20 protein-coding genes are annotated in these 22856 nt (G+C 74.6%); 16 read left to right on the forward strand and 4 right to left on the reverse strand.

Translation table 11 applies throughout. The features are described from left to right. Positions 1–34 precede the first annotated feature (34 nt). The gene (locus Ae331Ps2_RS17325; RefSeq protein ID WP_075307728.1) at positions 35–1366 is read right to left on the reverse strand and encodes an MFS transporter; all 1332 of its coding nucleotides are present in this window, start codon (positions 1364–1366) and stop codon (positions 35–37) included. 85 nt (positions 1367–1451) lie between these two features. On the opposite strand from Ae331Ps2_RS17325, the gene Ae331Ps2_RS17330 reads away from it, so the two are divergent. The 11 genes from Ae331Ps2_RS17330 (at position 1452) to Ae331Ps2_RS17380 (ending at position 14771) form a co-directional block, all read left to right on the forward strand. Then, positions 1452–1931 carry a MarR family winged helix-turn-helix transcriptional regulator gene (locus Ae331Ps2_RS17330; protein WP_249265587.1) on the forward strand — a complete coding sequence of 160 codons (480 nt, stop codon included), beginning with the start codon at positions 1452–1454 and terminating at the stop codon, positions 1929–1931. Positions 1932–1988: 57 nt separating this feature from the next. Continuing rightward, the gene (locus Ae331Ps2_RS17335) at positions 1989–3512 is read left to right on the forward strand and encodes a long-chain fatty acid--CoA ligase (protein WP_075307726.1); all 1524 of its coding nucleotides are present in this window, start codon (positions 1989–1991) and stop codon (positions 3510–3512) included. Further along, positions 3512–4285 (forward strand): crotonase/enoyl-CoA hydratase family protein, encoded by a 774-nt coding sequence (locus tag Ae331Ps2_RS17340; protein ID WP_020625536.1) that lies wholly within the window; start codon positions 3512–3514, stop codon positions 4283–4285. Before Ae331Ps2_RS17335 ends, Ae331Ps2_RS17340 begins: the two co-directional genes overlap by 1 nt. Further along, on the forward strand, positions 4282–6228 hold the full coding sequence (locus Ae331Ps2_RS17345) for an acetoacetate--CoA ligase (protein WP_075307724.1): 1947 nt from the start codon (positions 4282–4284) through the stop codon (positions 6226–6228). Before Ae331Ps2_RS17340 ends, Ae331Ps2_RS17345 begins: the two co-directional genes overlap by 4 nt. Further along, a complete protein-coding gene (locus tag Ae331Ps2_RS17350) occupies positions 6225–7238 on the forward strand; it encodes a 3-hydroxyacyl-CoA dehydrogenase NAD-binding domain-containing protein (RefSeq protein WP_249265272.1) in 1014 nt (337 codons plus the stop codon). Before Ae331Ps2_RS17345 ends, Ae331Ps2_RS17350 begins: the two co-directional genes overlap by 4 nt. 14 nt (positions 7239–7252) lie before the next feature. Further along, a complete protein-coding gene (gene couO, locus Ae331Ps2_RS17355) occupies positions 7253–8125 on the forward strand; it encodes a 4-hydroxyphenyl-beta-ketoacyl-CoA hydrolase (RefSeq protein WP_170917040.1) in 873 nt (290 codons plus the stop codon). 773 nt (positions 8126–8898) lie between these two features. After that, the gene (locus Ae331Ps2_RS17360; RefSeq protein WP_020625532.1) at positions 8899–9249 is read left to right on the forward strand and encodes a hypothetical protein; all 351 of its coding nucleotides are present in this window, start codon (positions 8899–8901) and stop codon (positions 9247–9249) included. Continuing rightward, the gene (locus Ae331Ps2_RS17365; protein ID WP_075307722.1) at positions 9246–11078 is read left to right on the forward strand and encodes a hypothetical protein; all 1833 of its coding nucleotides are present in this window, start codon (positions 9246–9248) and stop codon (positions 11076–11078) included. Before Ae331Ps2_RS17360 ends, Ae331Ps2_RS17365 begins: the two co-directional genes overlap by 4 nt. Continuing rightward, positions 11078–13084, forward strand: coding sequence for a hypothetical protein (locus Ae331Ps2_RS17370; protein WP_075307720.1), 2007 nt, complete (start codon positions 11078–11080; stop codon positions 13082–13084). Before Ae331Ps2_RS17365 ends, Ae331Ps2_RS17370 begins: the two co-directional genes overlap by 1 nt. 23 nt (positions 13085–13107) lie before the next feature. Further along, the gene (locus tag Ae331Ps2_RS17375) at positions 13108–14403 is read left to right on the forward strand and encodes a YeeE/YedE family protein (RefSeq protein WP_083696293.1); all 1296 of its coding nucleotides are present in this window, start codon (positions 13108–13110) and stop codon (positions 14401–14403) included. A 38-nt stretch (positions 14404–14441) separates the two neighbouring features. Then, entirely contained in the window at positions 14442–14771 is a 330-nt protein-coding gene (locus Ae331Ps2_RS17380; RefSeq protein WP_020627541.1) for a hypothetical protein, read from the forward strand. A 106-nt stretch (positions 14772–14877) separates the two neighbouring features. Here Ae331Ps2_RS17380 and Ae331Ps2_RS17385 read toward each other — a convergent pair whose 3' ends face one another. Together Ae331Ps2_RS17385 and Ae331Ps2_RS17390 are read right to left on the reverse strand one after the other, a co-directional pair. Next, entirely contained in the window at positions 14878–15690 is an 813-nt protein-coding gene (locus Ae331Ps2_RS17385; protein WP_020627540.1) for a YceI family protein, read from the reverse strand. Beyond that, entirely contained in the window at positions 15683–16507 is an 825-nt protein-coding gene (locus Ae331Ps2_RS17390) for a collagen binding domain-containing protein (protein ID WP_075307718.1), read from the reverse strand. The genes Ae331Ps2_RS17385 and Ae331Ps2_RS17390 overlap by 8 nt, the downstream gene beginning before the upstream one ends. Before the next feature lie 186 nt (positions 16508–16693). Here Ae331Ps2_RS17390 and Ae331Ps2_RS17395 point away from each other — a divergent pair, with 186 nt between their 5' ends. Both Ae331Ps2_RS17395 and Ae331Ps2_RS17400 read left to right on the forward strand, forming a co-directional pair. After that, complete coding sequence (locus Ae331Ps2_RS17395; protein ID WP_075307716.1) at positions 16694–17623, forward strand: diiron oxygenase; 930 nt, start codon at positions 16694–16696, stop codon at positions 17621–17623. Between the two features lie 13 nt (positions 17624–17636). Continuing rightward, entirely contained in the window at positions 17637–19136 is a 1500-nt protein-coding gene (locus Ae331Ps2_RS17400) for an FAD-dependent oxidoreductase (protein ID WP_075307714.1), read from the forward strand. Positions 19137–19256: 120 nt separating this feature from the next. On the opposite strand, the gene Ae331Ps2_RS17405 is transcribed toward Ae331Ps2_RS17400, so the two are convergent. Beyond that, entirely contained in the window at positions 19257–20069 is an 813-nt protein-coding gene (locus Ae331Ps2_RS17405; RefSeq protein ID WP_075329755.1) for an LmeA family phospholipid-binding protein, read from the reverse strand. Between the two features lie 358 nt (positions 20070–20427). On the opposite strand from Ae331Ps2_RS17405, the gene Ae331Ps2_RS17410 reads away from it, so the two are divergent. Genes Ae331Ps2_RS17410 through Ae331Ps2_RS17420 form a run of 3 tightly spaced genes read left to right on the forward strand, consistent with a single transcriptional unit; the run spans position 20428 to position 22679 of the window. Continuing rightward, on the forward strand, positions 20428–21273 hold the full coding sequence (locus Ae331Ps2_RS17410; protein ID WP_075307710.1) for a serine/threonine-protein kinase: 846 nt from the start codon (positions 20428–20430) through the stop codon (positions 21271–21273). Positions 21274–21282: 9 nt separating this feature from the next. Then, positions 21283–21855 carry a hemerythrin domain-containing protein gene (locus Ae331Ps2_RS17415; RefSeq protein WP_075307708.1) on the forward strand — a complete coding sequence of 191 codons (573 nt, stop codon included), beginning with the start codon at positions 21283–21285 and terminating at the stop codon, positions 21853–21855. Positions 21856–21857: 2 nt separating this feature from the next. Beyond that, positions 21858–22679, forward strand: coding sequence for a family 1 encapsulin nanocompartment shell protein (locus tag Ae331Ps2_RS17420; protein WP_060711063.1), 822 nt, complete (start codon positions 21858–21860; stop codon positions 22677–22679). Positions 22680–22856: the final 177 nt, after the last annotated feature.

Here is a 22856-nt window from a genome sequence, read left to right on the forward strand (position 1 = left end):
GTGACCGCGGGCGGACACCGGCGCGGGCCGGCGGTCAGCGGGTGGCGGCGCCCTCGGTGGTCCCCGCGGGTGCGGGGACGTCCGGGCCCGTCAGACCGTCGCGGGCGGTCTCGCGCAGCGCGAGCACCGACCCGACCGAGACCAGCGCGAGCAGCCCGATCACCGCCGACAGCACCCCGGTGCCGAAGCCGGCGGCCTGCAGCGACGCGAACAGCACCGGCGACAGCCCCGCGCCCATCCCGGAGATCTGGTAGCCCAGCGATGCCCCGGTGTAGCGCGAGCCGGTGGAGAACATCTCCGAGTACAGGGCCGCGGAGGGCCCGAACCAGGCCGCGTGCGTGACGCCCTGACCGACCACCACGGCCAGGGTGAGCAGCACCGCCGAGCCGGTGTCGATCATGGGGAAGATCGCGACGCACCACAGCCCGGTCGCGACCGCCCCACCCAGGACGACCGGTCGGCGTCCGACCCGGTCCGACAGTGCGGAGAACCCGATGATGCCGACGATCGCGACCACCGAGGACAGGGTGAGCGCGTTGAGCACGGTCTGACGCTCGAACCCGGCGCGCACGGCGTAGGCGATGAGGAAGGTGGTCAGCGTCCCCTGCGCGACGAAGGCCCCGAACCCCACGCCGACGGCGAGCAGCAGGTTGCGCGGACGGGACAGCACCTCCAGCAGCGGCGCCCGGCGAGGCGTCGTCGGCCGGTTTGCGGCGGACGCGGCGAACACCGGGGTCTCGGTGACCGACAGCCGCACGAACAGCCCGATGCCCAGCAGCACCACGCTCAGCAGGAACGGGATCCGCCAGCCCCAGGTGAGGAACGCGTCCCCGGTCAGCGACGCCGACAGCGCCAGCACCAGCGTCGAGAGCACCATGCCGCTCGGCGCACCGGCGTTGGTGAAGCTGGCCCACAGCCCCCGCCGCGACGACGCGTGCTCGGCCGACATCAGGACCGCGCCGCCCCACTCCCCGCCGACCGCGACGCCCTGCACGACCCGCAGCACGATCAGCAGCACCGGGGCCAGCGCGCCGACCTGCGCGTACGTGGGCAGCACCCCGATCAGGGTGCTCGCCACACCCATCAGCACCATGCTGATGACCAGCATCTTCTTGCGCCCGACGCGGTCGCCGAAGTGGCCGAACACGATCCCGCCGAGCGGGCGGGCCAGGTAGCCGGTGGCGAGCGTCCCGAACGCGGCGACGGTGCCGACGAGCGGGTCGAGGTCGGAGAAGAAGACCCGGTTGAACACCACGGCCGAGGCCGTCGCGTACAGCAGGAAGTCGTAGTACTCGATCAGGCTGCCGAGGTAGCTCGACAGGACCGCGCGTCGGCGCTGGGTCGGGGAGAACCGGGGGTGCGTCATCGCAGCTCCGTGCCTTCCGTGAGATGGAAAGCAGCTTTATAGCAAGGAACTTGTGATCGACGCCATGGTCGTTAGGATCGCGCACGTGACGGATGCGGCGTCGGTACCGACGGGAACGCGCGGGCAGCGGCTGACCTACCTGGTCAAGCGTCTGCAGATGGCCGAGCGCGCTCGGATGGAGGAGGCGCTGCGCCCGCTGGGCGTGACGCTGGCCCAGTACACCGCGCTCAGCGTGCTGGAGCGCCGCGGCGGGCTGTCCTCGGCGCAGCTCGCCCGGCGGCACTTCGTGACCCCGCAGGCGATGCAGCAGCTCGTCGCCGGGATTGAGCGCGACGGGCTCGTCGAACGCCGCGCGGCGCCGGACAACCGCCGGGTCCTGCAGGTCTGGCTCACCGCCCACGGGGACGAGGTGCTGGCCGACTGCCACTCCGCGGCCGGGGTCGTCGAGCGCCGGATGCTCGGCGCGCTGGAGCCCGACCAGGCCGAGGTGTTCGCCGACGCCCTCGAACGGTGTCTGGCCGCCCTGGTCGATCGCGACCCGATCCCGCCGGACGGCGACGCTTGACCTCATGGCAAGGACCTTGCTATCAACTTGATTGATATCAAGGAGCGAGGGAGCCCCATGAGCCCGATCACCGGTCCCGGCCTCGGGCTGGGCACCTGGCCCGCCCGCCGGGCGCGGATCAGCCCGCGCGCCCCGGCCCTGTCCGACGGGCACCGGGCGGTCGACCACGCCGAGCTGGCCGAGCGCGTCGCCCGGATCGCGGGCGGCCTGGCGGAGCGGGGGGTCGGTCGGGGGGACCGGGTCGCCTGGCTCGGGGTGAACGCCGTCGCCACCCTGGAGACCTGCTTCGCCGCCTGGCGGCTCGGCGCGATCGCGGTCCCGCTGAACTTCCGCCTGGCCCCCGCCGAGATCGGCTACATGCTCGACGACTGCGGCGCGACGCTGCTCGTGCACGGCCCCGACCCCGACGACCCCGGCACCGACGACCTCGTCGCCGCGACCGCCCCACGGATCCCGGTCGTCCGCGGCGTCGAGGACCTGGCCCGCGGGCCCGCCCGCGACGACGCCGGTGCCGGTCTCGACGACCCGGCCGTGCTGCTCTACACCTCCGGCACCACCGGCCGTCCGAAGGCGGCGGTGCTGACCCACGGCAACCTGACCTGGAACACGGTCAACCAGCTCGCCCACGTCGACGTCTGCTCCGACGAGCGCACGCTGTGCATCTCGCCGCTGTTCCACTGCGTCGGGCTCTCCCAGGTCACGCTGCCCACGCTGTTCAAGGGCGGCAGCGTCGAGCTCGTCGCCCGGTTCGACCCGGTGGCGGTCCTCGACCGGATCGCCAGGGCACGGATCACCAGCTTCGCCGCCGTCCCGACGATGCTGCAGATGCTGTGCGAGTCCCCGGCGTGGGAGCGGACCGACCTGTCGTCGCTGCGCACGGTGGTCTACGGCGGCTCCCCGGTGCAGGAGCGGGTCGCGCGGGCCTGGCTGGAGCGCGGCGTCGCGCTGCAGCAGGGCTACGGGATGACCGAGGCCTCGCCCGGGGTGCACATGGCGACCCGCGAGGGGACGGCCGCGCACCCACCGACCTCGGTCGGGGTGCCGCACTTCTTCACCGACGTCGCCGTCGAGCGCGACGGCGAGCTCGTCCCCCTCGACGAGGAGCCCGGCGAGCTGCTGGTCCGCGGGCCGCACGTCAGCCCGGGCTACTGGAACCGTCCGGCCGAGACCGCGGCGTCGCGGCGGGGGGAGTGGTTCCGCACCGGTGACGTGCTCCGGGCCGGCGACGACGGCTGGGCGTTCGCCGTCGACCGGGTCAAGGACATGATCATCTCCGGCGGCGAGAACGTGTACCCGGCCGAGGTCGAGGCCGTCGCCGTCACCCACCCCGACATCGCCGACTGCGCCGTCGTCGGGGTCCCCGACCAGCGCTGGGGCGAGGTCGGTGCCGCCTACGTGCAGCTGCGCCCCGGCGCCGACCTCGACGCCGACGCCGTGCGCGCACTGCTCGCCGGGCACCTGGCCCGGTACAAGGTCCCGAAGTACGTGCGGTTCGTCGAGGAGCTGCCCCGCAACGCGTCCGGCAAGGTCCGGCGCGTCGACCTGCGTGCGGCCGCGGCCGCCGGGGAAGAGGTGTCGTGATGGGACTCCCGGAGTCGCTGACGGTGGAGCGGCACGACGAGGTCGCCGTGCTGCGCCTGTCCCGGCCGCGCAAGCGCAACGCCCTCGACGACGCGACCGTGCTCGGCATCGAGGACTTCTTCGCCCGCCCGCCCGAGGGGGTGCGCGCCGTCGTCCTCGACGCCGAGGGCGACCACTTCTGCGCCGGGCTGGACCTGTCCGAGCTCGGCGACCGCGACGTCGTCGCGGCGATGGAGCACTCCCGGATGTGGCACCGCGCGTTCGCCCGGCTCGCCGAGGGACGGCTGCCGGTGGTCTCGGTGCTCAAGGGCGCCGTCGTCGGCGGCGGGCTGGAGCTGGCCTCGGCCACCCACCTGCGGGTCGCCGAGGACTCCACGTTCTACGCACTGCCCGAGGGCCAGCACGGGCTGTTCGTCGGCGGCGGCGGGTCGGTGCGGGTGCCGCGGCTCATCGGTGTGCACCGGATGACCGACATGATGCTGACCGGCCGTGTCCTCGATGCCGACGAGGGGCACGCGCTGGGCCTGTCGCACTACCGCGCCGGGCCGGGGGAGGGGCTGGCGCGCGCCTGCGAGCTGGCCCGCACCGTGGCCGGGAACTCGGCGATCACCAACGTCGCGGTGCTCCAGGCGCTGCCGCGGATCGCCGAGGCCTCCCCGGACCACGGCTTCATGATGGAGTCGCTGGTCGCTGCGGTCGCCTCCTCGAGTGCCGAGGCCCAGGAGCGGATGCGGGCCTTCCTCGACGGCCGCGGTGGGAAGGTGCGCCGGTGAGCGAGCTGCTGCGCCCCGTCGCCGACGACGTCCGGGAGACCACGCAGATCGGCCGCTTCGTCACCGCGGTCGAGCGCGAGCACGGCCTGGCCCTGCCCGACTACGCCGCGCTGCACCGCTGGTCGGTGGCCGAGCCCGAGGCGTTCTGGTCGGCGGTCGCGACCCACCTCGGGGTGCGGTTCGACACCCCGCCCCGGGCGGTGCTCGGGCGCCGGGAGATGCCGGGTGCCGAGTGGTTCCCGGGCGCGACCCTGAACTACGCCGCGCACGCCCTGGACGGGCCCGACGACCGCACCGCCGTCGTCGCGTACTCCCAGACCCGCGACCGGGTCGAGCTGACCTGGGCGCAGCTGCGCGAGCAGGTCGCCCGCGCCCGGGCCGGGCTGCGCAGGCTCGGTGTCGGCCGCGGCGACCGGGTCGCCGCCTACCTGCCGAACCTGCCCGAGACGGTCGTCGCGTTCCTCGCGACGGCCTCGCTCGGCGCGGTCTGGACCAGCTGCGCACCCGAGTTCGGCGCGCGCAGCGTCCTCGACCGGTTCGGCCAGGTCGACCCGGTCGTGCTGCTCACCGTCGGCGGCTACGGCTGGGCCGGACGCGACGTCGACCGCCGCGCCGAGGTCGCCGCCCTGCGCGCCGGGCTGCCCGGGGTGCGCCACGTCGTCGCCGTGCCCTACGGGCCGCACACCGTGCCCGACGCCATGACCTGGGACGCACTGCTGGCCGCCGACCCGGAGCCGGGCGCGGACCCGGTCCCGTTCGACCACCCGCTGTGCGTGCTGTTCTCCTCCGGCACCACCGGGCTGCCCAAGGCGATCGTGCACGGCCACGGCGGCATCCTCCTGGAGCACCTCAAGAACCACGCCCTGAGCTGGGACCTCGGTCCCGGCGACCGGATCCTCTGGTACTCCACGACCGCCTGGATGATGTGGAACGCGCTGGTCTCCGGGCTGCTGCGGCAGGCGTCGATCGTGCTGATCGACGGCAACCCCGCCCACCCCGACCTCGGCTGGCAGTGGCGCCTGGCCGCCGAGACCGGCGCGACGCTGCTGGGCGCGAGCCCCGGGTTCCTCATGGCCTCGCGCGCCGCGGGGTTGCGCCCGGCCGTCGAGCACGACCTGTCCGCGGTCCGCCAGATCGGCGCCGCCGGGAGCCCGCTGCCGCCGGAGGGCTACCGCTGGGTGACCGAGCAGTTCGGGCCGGACGTGCTGCTCAACGTGGGCAGCGGCGGGACCGACGTCTGCTCCGGCATCGTGCAGGGGAGCCCGTTCCAGCCGGTGCGCTCCGGCGAGATCTCCGGGCCCTGCCTCGGGGTCGACGCCGCCGCGTTCGACGACGCGGGCCGCCCGGTCGTCGGCGAGCTCGGCGAGCTGGTCATCCGGGCCCCCATGCCGTCGATGCCGGTCGGCTTCTGGGGCGACGACGACGGCAGCCGCTACCGCGACACCTACTTCGCCACCTGGCCCGGGGTGTGGCGGCACGGCGACTGGGTCCGCTTCTCCGCCGACGGCTCCGCGGTCGTCCCCGGCCGCTCCGACGCCACCCTCAACCGGGGCGGCGTCCGGTTGGGGACGGCCGAGTTCTACCGCGTCGTGGAGGAGCTGCCCGAGGTCGAGGACTCGCTCGTCGTGCACCTGGAGGACCCCGCCGGCGGCAACGGCGAGCTGCTGCTGTTCGTGCAGCCCGCCGCCGACACCTCCCTCGACGACGCCCTGGTCGCCCGCATCCGCACCGCGCTGCGCAGCGAGCTCACCCCGCGCCACGTCCCGGACCGGGTCGAGGCGGTGCCGGTCGTGCCGCGCAACCGCACTGGCAAGAAGCTGGAGGTCCCCGTGAAGCGGATCCTGCTCGGCGCGGCCGTCGACGACGTCGCCTCCCGCGACGTGCTCGCCGACCCCACCGCGCTCGACGCGTTCGTCCACCTCGCCTCCGGGACACCGGCGTGAGCGCGCCCGGGAACCCCGCCGGGACCGTCGACGGCACCGGCACCGGCACCGGCGACGACACCGGCGAGGGCACCGGCGGGGCGGCCGGGATCGGCACCGTCGCCGTCGTGGGGACGGGCGTGATCGGCGTCGGCTGGACGGCGCTGTTCCTGTCCCGCGGCCTGCACGTGCGTGCCTTCGACCCCGCCCCGGGTGCCGAGGACCGGCTGCGCGCCGACCTCGCCGCGCTCGGCCCGTTCCCCGGCCACGACGGCCCGCTCCCGGTCGGCAACCTGACGTTCGCCGACAGCGCCGGTGCCGCCGCCGGGCCGGCCGGGTTCGTGCAGGAGAACGGCCCCGAACGTGAGGACCTCAAGCACACCCTGTTCGGCGAGCTCGACGAGGCCGCCGCACCCGGTGTCGTGCTCGCCTCCAGCTCCTCGGGCCTGCTGCCGACGACGATCGCCCGCGGCGCGGCCCGGCACCCCGAGCGGGTGCTCGTCGGGCACCCGTTCCACCCGCCCCAGGTCATCCCGCTGGTCGAGGTCGTGCCTGGCGAGCGGACCGCGGAGGCCGCCGTGGACATCGCCACGGCCTTCTACACCGCGCTGGGCAAGCGACCGGTCCGGCTGCGGGCCGAGGTGCCCGGCCACCTGGCCAACCGGCTGCAGGCCGCGCTGTGGCAGGAGGCGTACTCGCTGGTCGAGCGGGGTGTCGCCACCGTCGCCGACGTCGACGCCGCCATCTCCCACGGGCCCGGCCTGCGCTGGGCGGTGCTCGGCCCGTTCGCCAACCAGCACCTGTCCGGCGGCCCCGGCGGGCTCGCGCACATCCTGGAGCACCTCGGTCCGCCCACCGAGCGGTGGTGGCGCGACCTCGGACAGGTCACGCTCACCCCCGAGCTGGCCACGACCCTGGTCGACGGCGTCCACGCCGAGCTGGGCGACCTCGACGGCCCCGCGCTCGCCGCCCGCCGCGACGCCGTCCTCGCCGCGCTGCTCGAGGTCAAGTCCCGTACCGAGCTCCCCTGACGGAGGTTCCCCGCATGCCCATCGACCCCGCCGGCGTCGTCGCGATCGACGTGCACGTCCACGTCGAGCAGGACGGCCACGGCTGCCTGGCGCTGGACCAGGAGCTGCTCGACGCGTCGGCCGCGTACTTCAGGGCCGACCAGGACCGCACCCCGACGATCGACACGATCGCCGAGCACTACCGGGCACGCCGGATCGCCGCGGTCGTGTTCACCGTCGACGCGCCGTCGGGCACCGGGCACCCGCCGCTGTCCAGCGAGGAGATCGCCGCCGCGGCCGCCGCGCACGCCGACGTCCTGATCCCGTTCGGCTCGGTGGACCCGCACACCGGCAAGGCCGCCGTCGCCCGCGCCCGCTGCCTGGTCACCGAGCACGGGGTCCGCGGCTTCAAATTCCACCCCAGCCTGCAGGCGTTCGAGCCGAACGACATGCGCTTCTACCCGCTCTACGACGCCATCGCCGAGCTCGGCGTTCCCGCGCTGTTCCACACCGGACAGACCGGGATCGGCGCCGGGCTGCCGGGCGGGCGCGGGATCAAGCTGCGCTACTCGAACCCGATGCTGCTCGACGACGTCGCCGCCGACCACCCCGACCTCACCGTGGTGCTCGCCCACCCGTCGGTGCCCTGGCAGGACGAGGCGATCTCGATCGCCACCCACAAGTCCAACGTGTACATCGACCTGTCGGGATGGTCGCCGAAGTACTTCCCGCCGCAGCTGGTGCGCGCGGCGAACACGATGCTGCGCCGCAAGGTGCTGTTCGGCTCGGACTACCCGGTCATCACCCCGGACCGGTGGCTCGCGGACTTCGAGACCCTCGAGATGAAGCCCGAGGTCCGGCCGATGATCCTCAAGGACAACGCCGTGCGGGTGCTCGGCCTGGGGTGATCGGCCCCGGTGAGGGGTCCGGTGCCGTATCCGGCACCGGACCCCTCACCCGTCGCGACCACCGCCTCGGACCGCGGCAGGACGCCGGATCCGGCTCGCCACAGTCCCCACCGGACGACCAGGTGTCCGGACTTCTTCCCGTAAAGATCATCAACAGCGACGTCGTCGCAGGTCAGCGCCGTGGAGCGATCCGGTTCCCGACGTCGTTGACACGATCGGGTGATCTGTTCTGCCGCGTTCCGATGCTCTGGAGTGGGTCGTCCCGGTCCGTCCGGAGTAGTCCAGGTCACCCCCCGCGCCCGTTTCGGGGGCGCTGCGGGCCCGATCTCACGATGTGGACCGATCCGGTGTGGGGTTACTCCGAACGGGTCTGTTTACTGGTCCGCATGCACCTCGTCTCCCGGTTCGCGGTTCGGCGTCACGTCGACCTGCGCCGCCAGGCGAGCGCGCTCTGTTCCGGCGCCTGACCGCGCCCGGCTCCCGGGGCGCGCCCGCGCTCCGCCGCTCGCCGTCCCCGCCACGGGGACCGCGGCCGCGGTAGCCACGGGACCGCCCCAGTACCCCGCTTTCCCGGTCGACCACCGCGCCCCCGCGCGGACCCTCCCGCCCCGCCGTCCGGCGGCCCGGGAGGTCGGAGTCCGACGCCCACCGCACGTCCGCGCCTGCCCGCGCCCCGCGACACCATCCATACCGGACGGTGCCGCGGTCCGCCGCTCGACGGACGTCCACATCGGCCCCGAACCGCTCCCCGTCACGAAAGAAGGAGACACGTCGTGCCTCAGCACCGCGCACGGTCCGCCTCCCGGATCCGGCTGATCGCCGGTGGCGCCGCACTCGCCGGCACCGCCCTGATCGGCCTCTCCGGCGCGGCCCAGGCGGCCACCCCGGACCTGGTCCCCGACCTCGGTCCGATCCTCAGCGCCCCCAATGACGACCAGCCCGACCCGGCGCCGACGGCACCCCCGGTCGAGTCGTCCTACGAGGCGTTCGACTCCGACCAGCCGATCCAGCAGCTGCGCGACTTCGCCCCCGCGGGCGTCCCCGTCGCCGGGCTGGTCGACGTCGTGTCGAAGGCGCCGAAGCAGATCACCCCGACGTTCCTGAGCGGCGGGGCCGGCGAATGAGCCTGCTCCCGCAGTCCCGCTGGGCGCGGCGGGGGCTGATCGCCCTCGCGAGCGCCGCCGTCGTCGCCGGGGTCGTCGCGATCCCCGCGTCGGCCCAGGGAACGATCGACAAGGTCAAGTCCGAGGTCACCGGCGCCGACGGCAAGAACTACTGGGTCGAGAACAACCTCACGCCGGAGGCCCGTCAGCAGTCCGCCGACGGGCCCAAGAAGGAGTACGCCCTGGTCTGGGCCGGCGACGAGAACATCGCCGACGACGCCGTGGCGGACGTGCGCAACCTGCCCGGGTCGCTGCTCGACCCGGTCGACAAGGTCCGTGACGCCCTGCCGGGTCCGGACTTCCTGGCCGTCGTCGACGTCACCAAGGGCACCCCGGACTACGGCAAGGTCGTCAACACCGCGACCGTCGGCCCGCTCGTGGAGAACGAGCCGCACCACATGCAGTACTCGTGGCGCAAGGGCGACAAGATCTACGCGGGCGGCCTGTTCACCGCGGCGACCTACGTCTTCGACGTCGCCGCGCTGCCGGAGATCAAGCTCTCGGGCATCTCGCTGCCGTCGCAGACGCTGTGCGGGTCGGTCCCGGACGCCTACTGGGTCCTCAAGGACGGCACCGCGTACGGCACCTACATGGGCGGCCCCGTCGCCCCGGGTCCGTGCCGCTACACCAACGGCGAGGTCCGCACCGGCAACGGCTTCGCGGGCGCCCCGGGCTCGGTCATCCGGTTCGACCAGGAGGGCCGCAACCTCGTCGAGGCCCCGGCCGCGACGGAGACGCCCGAGGACCCGACCCAGTGCCTCAACATGCCGGCCCTGGGCAACCCCACCTGCGCGAACCCGCACGGGATCCAGGTCCGCGAGGACCTGAACACCATGATCACCAGTGACTACGCCGAGCCGCGGACGATCATCCTCGACCCGGTGAAGAACCCGTCGCCGTACCTGCGGCGGCCCACGGTGCGCACCTGGGACATCTCCGACCTGAACAAGCCGAAGGTCAAGTCGGTGCAGTACCTGCCGACCGGCCCGCGCAGCAACGGTGTCGACCCGCTGCGCAACGAGAACCGCGCCGTCATGGAGACCACGGTCACCAACCGGCCGGAGCACAAGGGCGCCTTCGCCCAGACGATGCAGGGCGGCGCGATCTTCTACACGCCCGACATCACCGCCGACAACCCGGAGTGGAAGGAGGTCTTCGACCTGGGGACCGCCGCGCCGCACCTGGGCGTCGGGGGCGAGAACGGTGGCCCGAGCGCGAACGGTGGCTGGATCCAGACCAGCGCCGACGACAAGACGCTCTACCACGCCACGATCGGCCGCAAGGCCGGCACGCTGGGCCCGGACGACAAGGGCACCGCTGGCGGCGTCATCGCGCTCGACATCGAGAAGCTGCTGGCCTCGGGACCGAACCCGAGCTGCTCGATCGACACGATCGAGGAGACCACCGCCGGTGGCGCCGAGGCCGACTGCCCGACCATCAAGGGCACCGTCGGCATCAACTCCGACCAGACCGGCGCCGGCCCGCACTGGGGCGCGCTGGACAACCTGGAGCTCGGTGACGACGGCTACTACCACCACACCGACCAGCCCAAGCGCCTCGCGACCGCGAACTACTTCGTGGCCCGCACCGGGCTGGACGGCGACCACCGCCTCTGCATGACCGACATCGCCCCGGACGGCTCGCTGTCCCTGGACGAGTCGTTCAAGGACGAGGACACCGGTGAGACCTGCGTCAACTTCAACCGCGAGAACTGGCCGCACGGTGCGTTCGGCAATGCCAAGCCGCACTCGATGCTGTTCGTCGCCGCGGACGAGGACATCAAGGACTGATGACGTCCGTGTCGTTCTCGACGTCGTTCGCGACACTCGTGCCGGCCGGCGGGCTCCTGCCCGCCGGCCCGGCCGGGGACGCCCCCGCCCTGCTCCGTGCAGTGGCGGGGGCCGCCCCGGCGGTCCTCGCCGCAGGACCCTCCGACGGTGTGCCGTTCGTGGACACGGCCCTGCGCCTGGTCCTGCTCACCGCGCTCGCCGTGGTGGCCGGGTCCGGCCTGGTGCGTGTCCTCGCCGACGCCCCCGGACGCGCCGAGCGGGTCGTCGCGGGAGTCGCGGCGCTCGTCGCCGTCTCCGCCGCGGTTGCCGCGGTGACCCGGTCCGGCGCCGGGATCTCCGGCTGGACCCTGCTGCTCCTGCTGGCGACGGTGGCGGTGCCCGCGCTGCTCGCCGGCCCGCGGCCGGTGCTCGCCGTCGCCCCCGCGCTGGTGGTGACCGGTCTGCTGGCGATCCAGCTGGCCGGGACCCCGTCGGCGCCGTGGTTCGTCCTCGACGCCGGGTACGCGGTCGCGGGTGCCCTGGCCGCCGGTGCCGCGCTGCACCTGGCCACCGCGACCGACCCGGCGCCGCGGGCCGCCCGGGTGCGGATCGTCGGCATCGGGGCGGGGACGGTCGGGGTGGTGCTCGCCGCGGTCCGGGTCGCCCTCGCCGGACCGTTCTCGCTCACCGACCTGCACGGCACCGGCTACGGCCGGGCGGTGCTGGTCACCGTGCTGGCCCCGGCCGCGGTCGTGGCCCTGCTCGCCGTGCAGGCGTGGGTGACCCGCCGTGCGACGGCCGGGACCCGCTCCGACGCGGTGCGGGCCGCCGAGCTGCGCGACCGTCTCCGCACCCCGGTCGTGCTGGCCGCCCTCGCCGCGGTCGGTGCGGCGACGCTGCCGGCCGCACTGCCCGCCCCGGCCCCGGGGGCCACCCCCGGCCAGGCGCTGCTGCGCTCGGTCGACCTCGGCGCGGGCCCGCTGACCCTGGCGGTGTCCCCGATGCGCCCCGGACCCAACCTGGTGCAGCTCACCGGCGGCGGGGTCGAGGTGACCGGCCCGGACGCACGGATGCCAGCCGGGCACGGTGGTGACCCGGGCGCCCCCGCCGGGTACGCGGTGCGGGTGGGGGACCGGGTCGTCCCGTTCACCGCCCGTACCGAGGTCCGCGGCGGCTGGGCCCTCGTCGACCTGCCCGCGGGGGCCTCGTCGATCACCCTCACCGCGGGTGGCCTGACCCGCTCGGTGCCGGTCGACGTCGGCACCGAGCGCACCGCCCCGGCCGGCGCGACCGGGCCCGACGCCCCGGAGTGCCTGTCGGCCACGGTCGGGCGGATCGTCGCCGGTGGCGACGCCACCGTCGGGAACTGCCCGTCCGAGGCGCTCGACCCCGCCGACGCCGGTGCCCTGCGTGGCATCGTGCGTGCGCTCGGGGGCCAGGGCGCGCCGGGCCTCGCGATCGCCGGCGACGCGTCGCCGCGCTCGCGGGCCGCCGCCGACGTCGTGCGGGCCGAGGCCGCGGCCGCCGGACTGCCCGTCCGCCCGTCCGCGGGCCCCCAGGACGCGCTGCTGGTCGTGTCGGGCTGGCAGCTCGCCGCCACCACGGTGCGCGACACCGCCCGCGCGGCGCTCACCACACCCACCGCGCTCGGCGGGACCTACCTGGCACCCTGGCTGCTGACCGGCGGCGTGCTCGGCCAGAGCCCGGGCACCCTGCTCCCGCTGGACTTCGGTCCGCAGGAGCCGGCCCCGCAGCGCTACGTGCGGCTGCTGGCCGCCGTCGCCCCGGGCTCGGCGCCGTCGCTGTCCGGGCTGCGCGCCTGGGCCGCCACGTCCGGCGAGACCTACGCCGACCCGGTGCCGTCGCTGTACGCCGCCGCACCGGTCGACGTGCCCATGACCGCCGACACCGACGGCGGCCACCACGGGTCGCCCAACGAGGCGGCGTGGTTCCCGGGCGGCGCGGTCGTCCGGATCGGCTCCGCACTCGACACCGGTCCCGGCACCCCCGCCGGCCCGACCCCCTGACCGCCACCCACGAGGAGACTCCCGTGTCGATCACGAAGGATCCGCCCGGCCGGTCGCCGGGCTCCCTGGTCCGTGCCCTGCGCGAGCTGCCCGCCTCCGGGCGCACCGCCTACGGCCCGCAGGACCGCGAGGCCGCCCCGCCGCAGTGGCCGGTGGTCGCGGTCGGCCTGGTCCTGGCGGTGCTGTTCCTCGTCGGGGTGGGCGCCGTCGCCCCAGCGACGATGGTGGGCACCGCCGCGCTCGGCCTGGCCCTGGGCTTCACGCTGTTCCACTCCCGGTTCGGCTTCACCTCCGGCTGGCGGCAGCTCGTCGCCGTCGGGCAGGGCGCCGCGATCCGCGCGCACATGCTCATGCTGGCGACGGCGTCGGTGCTGTTCGCGGTGATCCTCTCGTCCGGGTTCGCGCTCGCCGGGGACCCGCGGGGCTTCACCAACCCGATCGGCATCGGGCTCGTCGTCGGCGCCTTCCTGTTCGGCGTCGGCATGCAGGTCGGCGGGTCGTGCGCGTCGGGGACGCTGTTCGCCGTCGGCAGCGGGCAGTCCGCGATCGTGCTGACGTTGTTCGGGTTCATCGTCGGGTCGATGTTCGCGGTGTTCACCCACACCTTCTGGACGCAGACCGTCCCGCAGGGTCCGAGCATCAACCTGGCCCAGCTGCTCGGCTACCCGGGTGCGGTCGCGGTGACGCTGCTGGTCACGGCGGGGATCACCGTGGTGACCTGGGTCGTCGCCCGGCGCCGCACCCCGCCCCCGGTCGAGCGGCCGCCGTCGGCCCGCGGTGCGGCACGCGTGCTGCGCGGCTCGTGGCCGATGTGGGTCGGCGCGCTCGTGCTCGCGGTGCTCAACGCGGCCGTCCTGTTCGTCTCCGCCGCCCCGTGGGGTGTGACCTCGGCGTTCGCGCTGTGGGGCTCGAAGGTCCTGCAGGCGGTCGGGTTCGACATGGCGGGGCTGGCCTACTGGCAGGTCCCGGCGAACGCCCGGTCGCTGGCCGCGCCGGTGCTCGCCGACCGCATCTCCAACCTCGACGTCGGCATCATGATCGGCGCGCTGGTGGCCTCCGCGGTGGGCGGCGCGTTCGTGCTGCACAAGCGCATCCCCTGGAAGCTCGGCCTCGGCGCCGTCCTCGGCGGCATCGCGATGGGCTACGGCGCGCGCCTCGCGGGCGGCTGCAACATCGGTGCCTACTTCTCCGGCATCGCCTCGTTCAGCCTGCACGGCTGGATCTGGGCCGTCGTCGCACTCGGCGGCACCTGGGTCGGGCTGCGGCTTCGGCCGCTGTTCGGCCTGACCAACCCCAAGCCGGTCGACTCGCTCTGCTGAGCAGGCCGGACGCTCCCCCCACCAGAGAGGTTCACACCATGACCGCACGCACCACCGCCCGCGCACTGGCCGCCGTCGCCGGCGCCGGGGCGCTGGCCACCCTGGCCGGCGGGCTCGCGCACGCCGACGAGGGCCACCAGCGCCACGGCCACGGAGACGCCCACTACGACGGCACCGTCTGGCACTACGACGGCGAGGCGACCCCGAGCGACTCGGCCGAGCTGAACCCGTCCGCCGGTGACCGGCCGGGTGGGAACACCCCCGTGTACCTGCTCAAGGACGTCCCGGCGGCGCCGCTGCCGAAGGACCTGCTGACCCCGGTCGACCTGACCGCGCCCGTGTTCGGGGCGCTCGACGGCCTGAGCTGACCGGTCCGCCCCGGACGGTCGTGCACAGGGCCGCCCGGGGTGCAACCGGCTCGCACGGGGCAGGCGGGCCGGGATCGCCCCGTCCGGGATCTCCCGGGCGGGGCGATCACGCGTGCGGAGCCTCCTGCAGGACGGCCTGCACGTCGAGGTCGATCCGCAGCGTCCGCCCGACGGCGAGCACGCCGGCCAGCACCGACTGGTTCCAGTCGATCGCGAACTCGTCGCGGGAGATCTCGGTGGTGGCGGTGAACGCCGCCCGGGTGCCGCCCCACAGGTCGGGGCCGGTGCCGCCGTAGGTCATGTGCAGGTCGACCGGCGCCTTGACGCCCTTGAGCGAGAGCATCCCGTGCACCGTCCAGCGGGTGGCGTCGACCCGGGTCAGGCCGTCGCCCTCGTAGCCGATGGCCGGGTGGGTCTCGACGTCGAGGAAGTCCGCGGTCCGCAGGTGGGAGTCGCGGTCGGGGTCGTCGGAGTCCACCGATCCCGCGTCGATCGACACACTGACCGAGCTGGCCTCGAACGGGTCGGCCACCCGCAGGTCGCCGGAGAACCGGCGCAGCCTGCCGTGGATGCGGCTCATACCCAGGTGCAGCGCGGTGGCCCGGATGCTGGAGTGCTGCGGGTCGATCCGCCACAGCCCCGGGGTGGGCAGCACCGCGCCGCCGGCCCTGGCGAGCTCGACGCGGCCCAGGTCGACGCCGTCCCCGGCGAGGGAGACCGCCCGCGCGGAGGGCTCGTACCCCGCCGCGGCGACGACGACCGTGTGCGGCCCCGGCGCCAGCTCCGCCACCGCGAACCCGCCGTCGGCCCGGCTGGCCGCCCGGCCCCGCTGCACGCCGGTGGCGTCCATGACGGTGACCGTCGCGCCGGTCACCGGCCAGCCGTCGGGGGTGCTCAGCCGTCCGTAGAGCTCAGCCATGTCCGTGCTCCGTCCGCGTCGGGCCGCCGATCCGGTCGTCGTCGGTCGGGTCCGGGGCGCCGAAGCGCACCTCGACCGGCGTGGTCGCCCCCCGTGCCACCTGCACCGCGACGACGACCGGCGCCCAGCCGCTCGCGGTCAGCTCGTGCCGTCCGGGCGGGAGCCCGTGCAGCTCGTAGCTGCCGTCCCGGCCGGTGGTGGTCTCGGCGACGGTGCGGCCGTCGCTGTCGCCGATCACGATCCGAGCCCCGGGCACCGGGCGGCCGTCGCCGCTGCGGGCGACGCCGGCGATCCCGGCCAGGGCGGGGAAGCGCAGCTCCACCGGCGGCGCGGCCGGGTCGGCGTCGACGGTGCGGGCCAGCGGCCCGTGCCCGGGTGCGGTCGCGGTGAGGGTGTGCGGGCCGGTGCCGGGGGTCTCGACCAGGAACCGGCCGGCCGGGTCGGTCGGCGTGTGCGCGACGACCTCGCCCGCGGTGTCGATCAGTGTGACGGCGGCGGCACCGACCGGGTGGCCCGTCGCGTCGGTCAGGGTGCCCCGCACCGTGCCGCCGCCGGCGACGGTCACGTCGTGCCGGGCGGGGGACGCGCCGACGGCGACCAGCCCGGCGTCGGGCCCGGCGCCGTCGGTGCGGGTCACCACCAGGTACGTCCCGCCGGTGCCCAGGGGCACGGCGTAGGTGCCGTCGTCGCCGCTGGCGGTCCGCCCGTGCTGGCGGCCGTCGAGGTCGGTGACGGTGACGGTCGCGCCCGGCACGGGGGTGCCGGACCGCCCCCGCACGGTGCCGACGACCGCAGGTCCGTCCCGTTCCGGTGTCACGTCGCGACCTCCCAGTTAGTTGCGCATCGCAACGATAACCCTCCCGGGTGGGCGGTGCGTCACCCGCACCGGTGTCGTCGGCCGGTGATCGGGCCGCCGTGCGCTCGGGGGGCTTGCGTCACGTGTAACCGGTGGTAACGTTACCGGTGGTTACAGCATTGACGTCGTTGTCTGCGAGGAGTCGACATGACCGCCACCGTTCCGGAGCACGGGCTCGAGGCCGGGAACGACCGGCACGCGGAGGATCGGCACGACACCGCCGAGCGCCTCCTGCGGTCCTCCGAGGAGCTCTCGTTCGACCCGGCCACCCAGGTCGACTGGGACACGCCGCTGGACCGCGACTACCACGGCATGAGCCCGGAGTGGAGCAGCCTCTACGGCACCGCCTACTGGGCCGAGCTGACCGAGGAGCAGCGCAAGGAGCTGACCCGCCAGGAATCGGCGTCGGTCGCCTCGACCGGCATCTGGTTCGAGATGATCCTGCAGCAGCTGATCCTGCGGGACTTCTACGCGAAGGACCCGACCGACCCGGCGTTCCAGTGGGCGCTGACCGAGATCGCCGACGAGTGCCGCCACTCGATCATGTTCGCCCGCGGTTCGGCCAAGCTCGGCGCCCCGGCCTACATCCCGAAGAAGCGTGTCGTCGCGATGGGCCGGCTCTGCGCGGCCGTCTACTCCGGTGAGGCCGCCTACGCCTCCATCCTCGTCGCCGAGGAGGTCCTCGACGTGATGCAGCGGGACTGGATGCGCGACGAGCGCGTCGTCCCGTTCGTCCGGACGATCAACAACATCCACGTGGTCGAGGAGTCGCGGCACATGAAGTTCGCCCGCGAGGAGACGCGTGACCGTCTCCGCGGGGCGGGCCCGCTGCGCCGCCAGGTCCAGGCCCTGTTCGTGGCCCTGGCCGCCTACGAGATCGTCACCGCCATGTGGAACGAGGACCTGTACGAGAACGCGGGCCTCGGCCGGAAGCGCGCGCTGCGCGAGGCGCGGAACAACGAGCACCACAAGGCACTGCTGCGGTCCTCCTGCGCCGGGCTCATGGAGTTCCTGTCCTCCTGCGGCCTGCTCACCAAGCCGGCGCTGGCCCTCTACCGTCGCGCCAACCTGATCTGATCCGGAGCCGGCCGTGCCCTTCGCGATCACCCAGACCTGCTGCACCGACGCGTCGTGCGTCGCCGCCTGCCCGGTCAACTGCATCCACCCCACGCCGGACGAGGCCGACTTCGCCACGACCGACATGCTCTACATCGACCCGCGGGCGTGCATCGACTGCGGGGCCTGCGCCGACGCCTGCCCGGTGGACGCGATCTTCCCGGTGGAGCGGCTGAGCGCATCGCTCGCCGGGTACGCCGAGGTCAACGCGGACTACTTCGAGGGCAAGCCGGTCGCCGGGAAGCTGGAGGGCGACTCCCCGCTGTTCCACGAGTGGTACCCGCTGAAGTTCACGCGGTCGCTGCCCGCGGACATGGCCCCGCTCGACGTCGCCGTCGTCGGGACCGGGCCCGCGGGGATGTACGCCGCACAGGACCTGCTGCTGCACACCTCGTCGACGGTCACGCTCTACGACCGGCTCGACGTCGCGGGCGGGCTGGTGCGGTTCGGGGTCGCGCCCGACCACCCGTCGACGAAGGGGATCGGGGAGTCCTTCGCCCGGTTCCACTCCCACCCGCGGGTGCGGATGCGGCTGGGCACCGAGGTCGGCCGGGACGTCTCGGCCGACGAGCTGGCCGCCCGGCACGACGCGGTGGTCTGGGCCGTGGGCGCGCCCGCGCCGCGCGACCTGGGCCTGCCGGGGGAGGGGTTGCCCGGCAGCATCGCCGCCGACACCGTCGTGGGCTGGTACAACGGCCACCCCGACGTGCCGCGCGACGCCGTCGACACCTCCGTGGAGCGTGTCGTCGTGGTCGGCACCGGCAACGTCGCGATCGACGTCGCCCGGGTCCTCACCGCGTCGGCCGCCGATCTGGAGGGCACGCCGATCGACCCGGCCGCGCTCGCCGCGCTGCGCACCGGTGCGATCACCGAGGTCGTGCTGCTCGCCCGCCGTGGCCCCGAGGCCGTCGCCGCGACCGCACCGGAGCTGCGCGAGCTGCTCGGCCGCAGCGGCGTCGAGGTCGTGGTCGACGAGCACGACCCGCGCATCGCCGAGTCCCTCGATGGCCCCGCCGCGTCCCCGTCGCACGCGCTGCTGCGCGGCGCCCGCCGGGAGAAGATCGACTGGTCGGTGCCGGCCGAGCGCCCACGGGTGGTGTTCCGGTTCCACTCGGCGCCCGAGCGGATCGACGGCACCGTCCGGGCCCAGGGGGTGCACACCGCGGACGGGACCGACATCCCGGCCGGTCTGGTCGTGCGCGCCGTGGGGCACCGCGGCCGTCCCGTCGCCGGCCTGCCCTTCGACGACGACCGTGGCCTCGTCCCGCACGACGCCGGCCGCGTCGAGGGCCGTCCCGGCCACTACGTCGTCGGCTGGATCAAGCGGGGCCCGTCCGGAGGGATCGGCACCAACCGCACCTGCGCGGCCGAGACGATCGGTTCCCTGCTCGACGATGCCGTTGCCGGCCTGCTCCCGTCGCGCCGCCCGACCTCGCGCCTGGGCGCCATCACCCGGCGGCTCCGCCGGAGCTGACCGCCCGCCCTGCGCGTCGATCAGTACCTCAGTGCTGTCCCGCGGTCGGACGACGACGCTCAGGTACTGATCGACGTGCAGGCGGCTCGGGCACGGGCGGGCACGGGCAGCTGTTCCGGGTCAGCGGCTCAGGTCCAGCAGGGACAGCGCGCCGCGCAGCACGTCGTCGATCCGCGCGACCGGGACGCTGCGGCGCCACTTGTCGAGCGTGCCGCGCACCAGGATCCTTCCGGGGGCGAGGTCCAGCCCGTGCAGCCGCAGCGCGCCGGGCAGCCCGGGGAGTTCGGCCCGGCCCGAGCGGATCGCCGCCAGCGGGCTGCGGTCGACCATTGCCCGCACCGAGCGACGGGTGTCCGCCGAGCGGGGTGGACCCATCCACCGCCCGGCGACGGTCAGGCCGGTGACCTTCCAGGACAGGGTGTGCCCGTCCACCGACACCGCGAGGTCGGCGGCCCCGAGCCCGGGACGGCGCCGCAGCCGGGCCCGGGCGACGCCGTCGTCGTCGACACCCACCTCGACCTGCGGGAGGTGCTCCCGCAGCCGCCCGGCGACCCAGGCCGGGTCGAGCTCGGCCTCGATCTCCACCGGGCCGGTCACCAGCTCCGGCGCGAGGCCGGGACGCAGCCGCACGTCCGCGGCGGTCACGGTGAGCCCGCGCAGCGTGAGACCGGGCCGGACGACGTCGCGTGCGGCAAGGGTGACCGTGGCGAACCGCCCGGTCGTCAGCGCCCGGGCACCGAGCCCCGACGACGCGACGGCCGTCGGCACCAGCCGCACCTGGGCCCCGCGGGAGCGCAGCGTGGTCGGGCGTCCGACGTAGCGCAGCCGCGCGGCCTCCAGCAGCGCACGCAGGAGCAACGCCGATCCGGGCGCGGTCCCCGCGTCGAGCAGGGCCGTCGCCGCGGAGGGGCCGGCGGGCGTCTCGACTGCCATGACGCTGCTGGCTCCCTCGAACGGTGGACACGGTCGGTTCGAGCGTCGCAGGCCGGGCGCTCCTCCGCGCGGCCGCGTCGGGGATGTGCGACGACCCGCACGCCGTCGTCGGCCGGTGGCACGACGGCGGTCGGTCGGCACCGGCGCACGGCACGGCCCGCCGTCGACGGTCGCCCGGTCGCGTGCCGCGGTCGACACCGGCCGGGGGCGGGCACCCCGTCTCCCGGGTGTTGTCCCGCAAGGCATCCGGTCCGGGAACAGCCCCATCGGGGCGTTTAGGACAACCCGGGAGAGTGATGGACCTGCTCCGGTCTGGACACGGGCCCGGGTGGTGGCGGCACCGTCTGTCATGGCAGTGATGCGCTCTGCGGTCCCGGAGACCGACGTGATCGCCGGCCGCTACATCCTCGCGACCCATGTCGGCATCGGGTCGACCGCGACCGTCTACCGGGCCTGGGACCCGCACGAGGACCGGGCGGTCGCGGTCAAGCTGTTCCTCGACCGCTGCGAGGACGGCAGCCTCGACCGGCTGTGCCGCGAGCTGCGGACCATGGCGCACCTGGACCACCGGAGCCTGGTGCCGCTGCTGGGCGGGGGCGTCGACCGCGGCCGCCCGTTCATGGTGTCCGAGCTCGTCGTCGGCGGGACGCTCGCGGCTCGGCTGGCCCATGGTCCGTTGCCGGTCGAGCAGGTCGCCGGGATCGGTGCCGACATCGCGTCCGGCCTCGCGCACCTGCATGCCCGTGGGGTGGTGCACCGCGACGTCAAGCCCGCCAACATCCTGCTCTGCGCCGAGACCGGCCGGGCACGTCTCACCGACTTCGGCGTCGCCCGCGTGCTGGGCTGCTCGGCGCTGACCCGGACCGACGCCGTCCTGGGCACCGCGGCCTACCTCGCGCCCGAGCAGGTCGCCGGTGAGACGGTCGGCCCCGCCGCGGACGTGTACGCCCTGGGCCTGGTCCTGCTCGAAGCGCTCAGCGGGGAGCGGGAGTACCTGGGGACCACGGTGGAGTCCGCCGTCGCCCGGCTGCACCGGCCTCCGCGGGTCCCCGGGGAGCTGCCGCCCCGGCTGCGCCGGGCGTTGTCCGCCGCGACCTGCCGGCACCCGGACGAGCGGTCGGCCGCCGACGACCTCGCCCTGCTCCTCCGGCACCACCGGCGACCGATGGATCTCCGGCGAGCTGGCGGCCCCGGACCGTCGTAGCCTGCGCGGGTGCCGGACATCACCACCTTGATCCTCGACGACCACGCCTGGTTCCGCCGACAGTTCGCAGCCCTGGACGAGCTCCAGGCGCGCGACGCCGACCCCCGTGAGCTCGCCCGCCTCTGGGAGCCGCTCGCCGCGCGCCTCGACGTGCACGCCCTGGCCGAGGAGAAGATCTTCTACCCGCAGCTGCTCGCCCACGGGGAGGACCCGGAGGACGAGACGCTCGACGCCATCGGGGACCACAACGAGATCCGTGACGGTGTGGCGCAGGCCGAACGCAGCCCCGTCGGCAGCGGCCACTGGTGGGAGGGGGTCTGGGCGGCCCGCCGTGCGAACGACGAGCACATGGGCGAGGAGGAGAACGAGGGCCTCGCCAACTTCCGCCTGAACGCCACCACCGGCCTGCGCGACGCCCTCGGCCAGCAGTTCGCGGAGTTCCTCGACGCCCACCCCACCACCGCGGGCCTCGACAACTCCGACAAGGACCCCGAGAACTACGTCGAGGCGATCCAGGCCGAGATCGACCCGTCCGACCCGACCCGCGACGGGCTCGGCATCGGCAGCCTGAAGGGAAAGTAGACATGGCCGTGCACGACCACCTCATGCGGGAGAAGGCGCCGATCCCCACGACGGCCTGGAAGGCCGTCGACGACGAGGCCCGCGAGCGCCTGACGCCGCTGCTGGCCGGGCGTCGCCTCGCGGACTGGACCGGGACCGCGGGCTGGCAGACGTCCTCGGTCGACCTCGGCCGCTCGCAGCGGCTCGACGGGCCGCCGCCCGGTGTCGCCGGCGACGGCGTCACCGCCCGCCTGCGCCGGGTGCAGCCGTTCGCCGAGTTCCGGGTCCCGTTCACGGTCTCCCGCGACGAGATCGACGACCTGCAGCGCGGTGCGAAGGACCCGGAGTTCGACGACCTCGCCCGCGCCGCCCGCGCGGCCGCCGCGATCGAGAACCGCGCGATCTTCCACGGCTGGCCCGAGGCCGGCTTCGAGGGCATCGCGGGCGTCTCGCCGTACGACACGGTGGCCCTGGGCGACGACCCCGAGACCTACCCGGGGGCCGTGGCCCGTGCGGTGGACCAGCTGCGCCGCAACGGCATCGAGGGCCCCTACGCGATGGCGATCGCGCCCGAGGGCTACACCCGCATCGTGGAGACCGCCGAGCACGGCGGCTACCCGCTGTTCGAGCACCTGAGCCGGATCCTCGGCGGGCAGATCCTGCGTGCACACGGTCTCGACGGTGCCGTCGTCGTCAGCCAGCGCGGCGGGGACTTCCTGCTCGACGTCGGCCAGGACCTGGCGATCGGCTACTCCGACCACGACGCCCGCGAGGTGCACCTCTACCTGGAGGAGAGCTTCACCTTCCGCGCCGTCGAGCCGGACGCTAGCGTGCGCCTGCGCTGACCTGCCGCTCGTGCGCGAGACCGTGCCCCGTCGTCGTCCGGCGGGGCACGGTCGTGTGTCGGGGGCGGGCCCGCACCTCCGTGGCTCCGCGGATCCGCGCCCCATCGCCGCGCACAACCCGGACGGATTCCTTTCTCCGGCAGGTGCATGGGCGGTGGCTCCGGTCGCTCGCACGAT

The sequence above is a fragment of the Pseudonocardia sp. Ae331_Ps2 genome (genome assembly GCF_001932405.1).
Taxonomy (GTDB): Bacteria; Actinomycetota; Actinomycetes; order Mycobacteriales; family Pseudonocardiaceae; genus Pseudonocardia.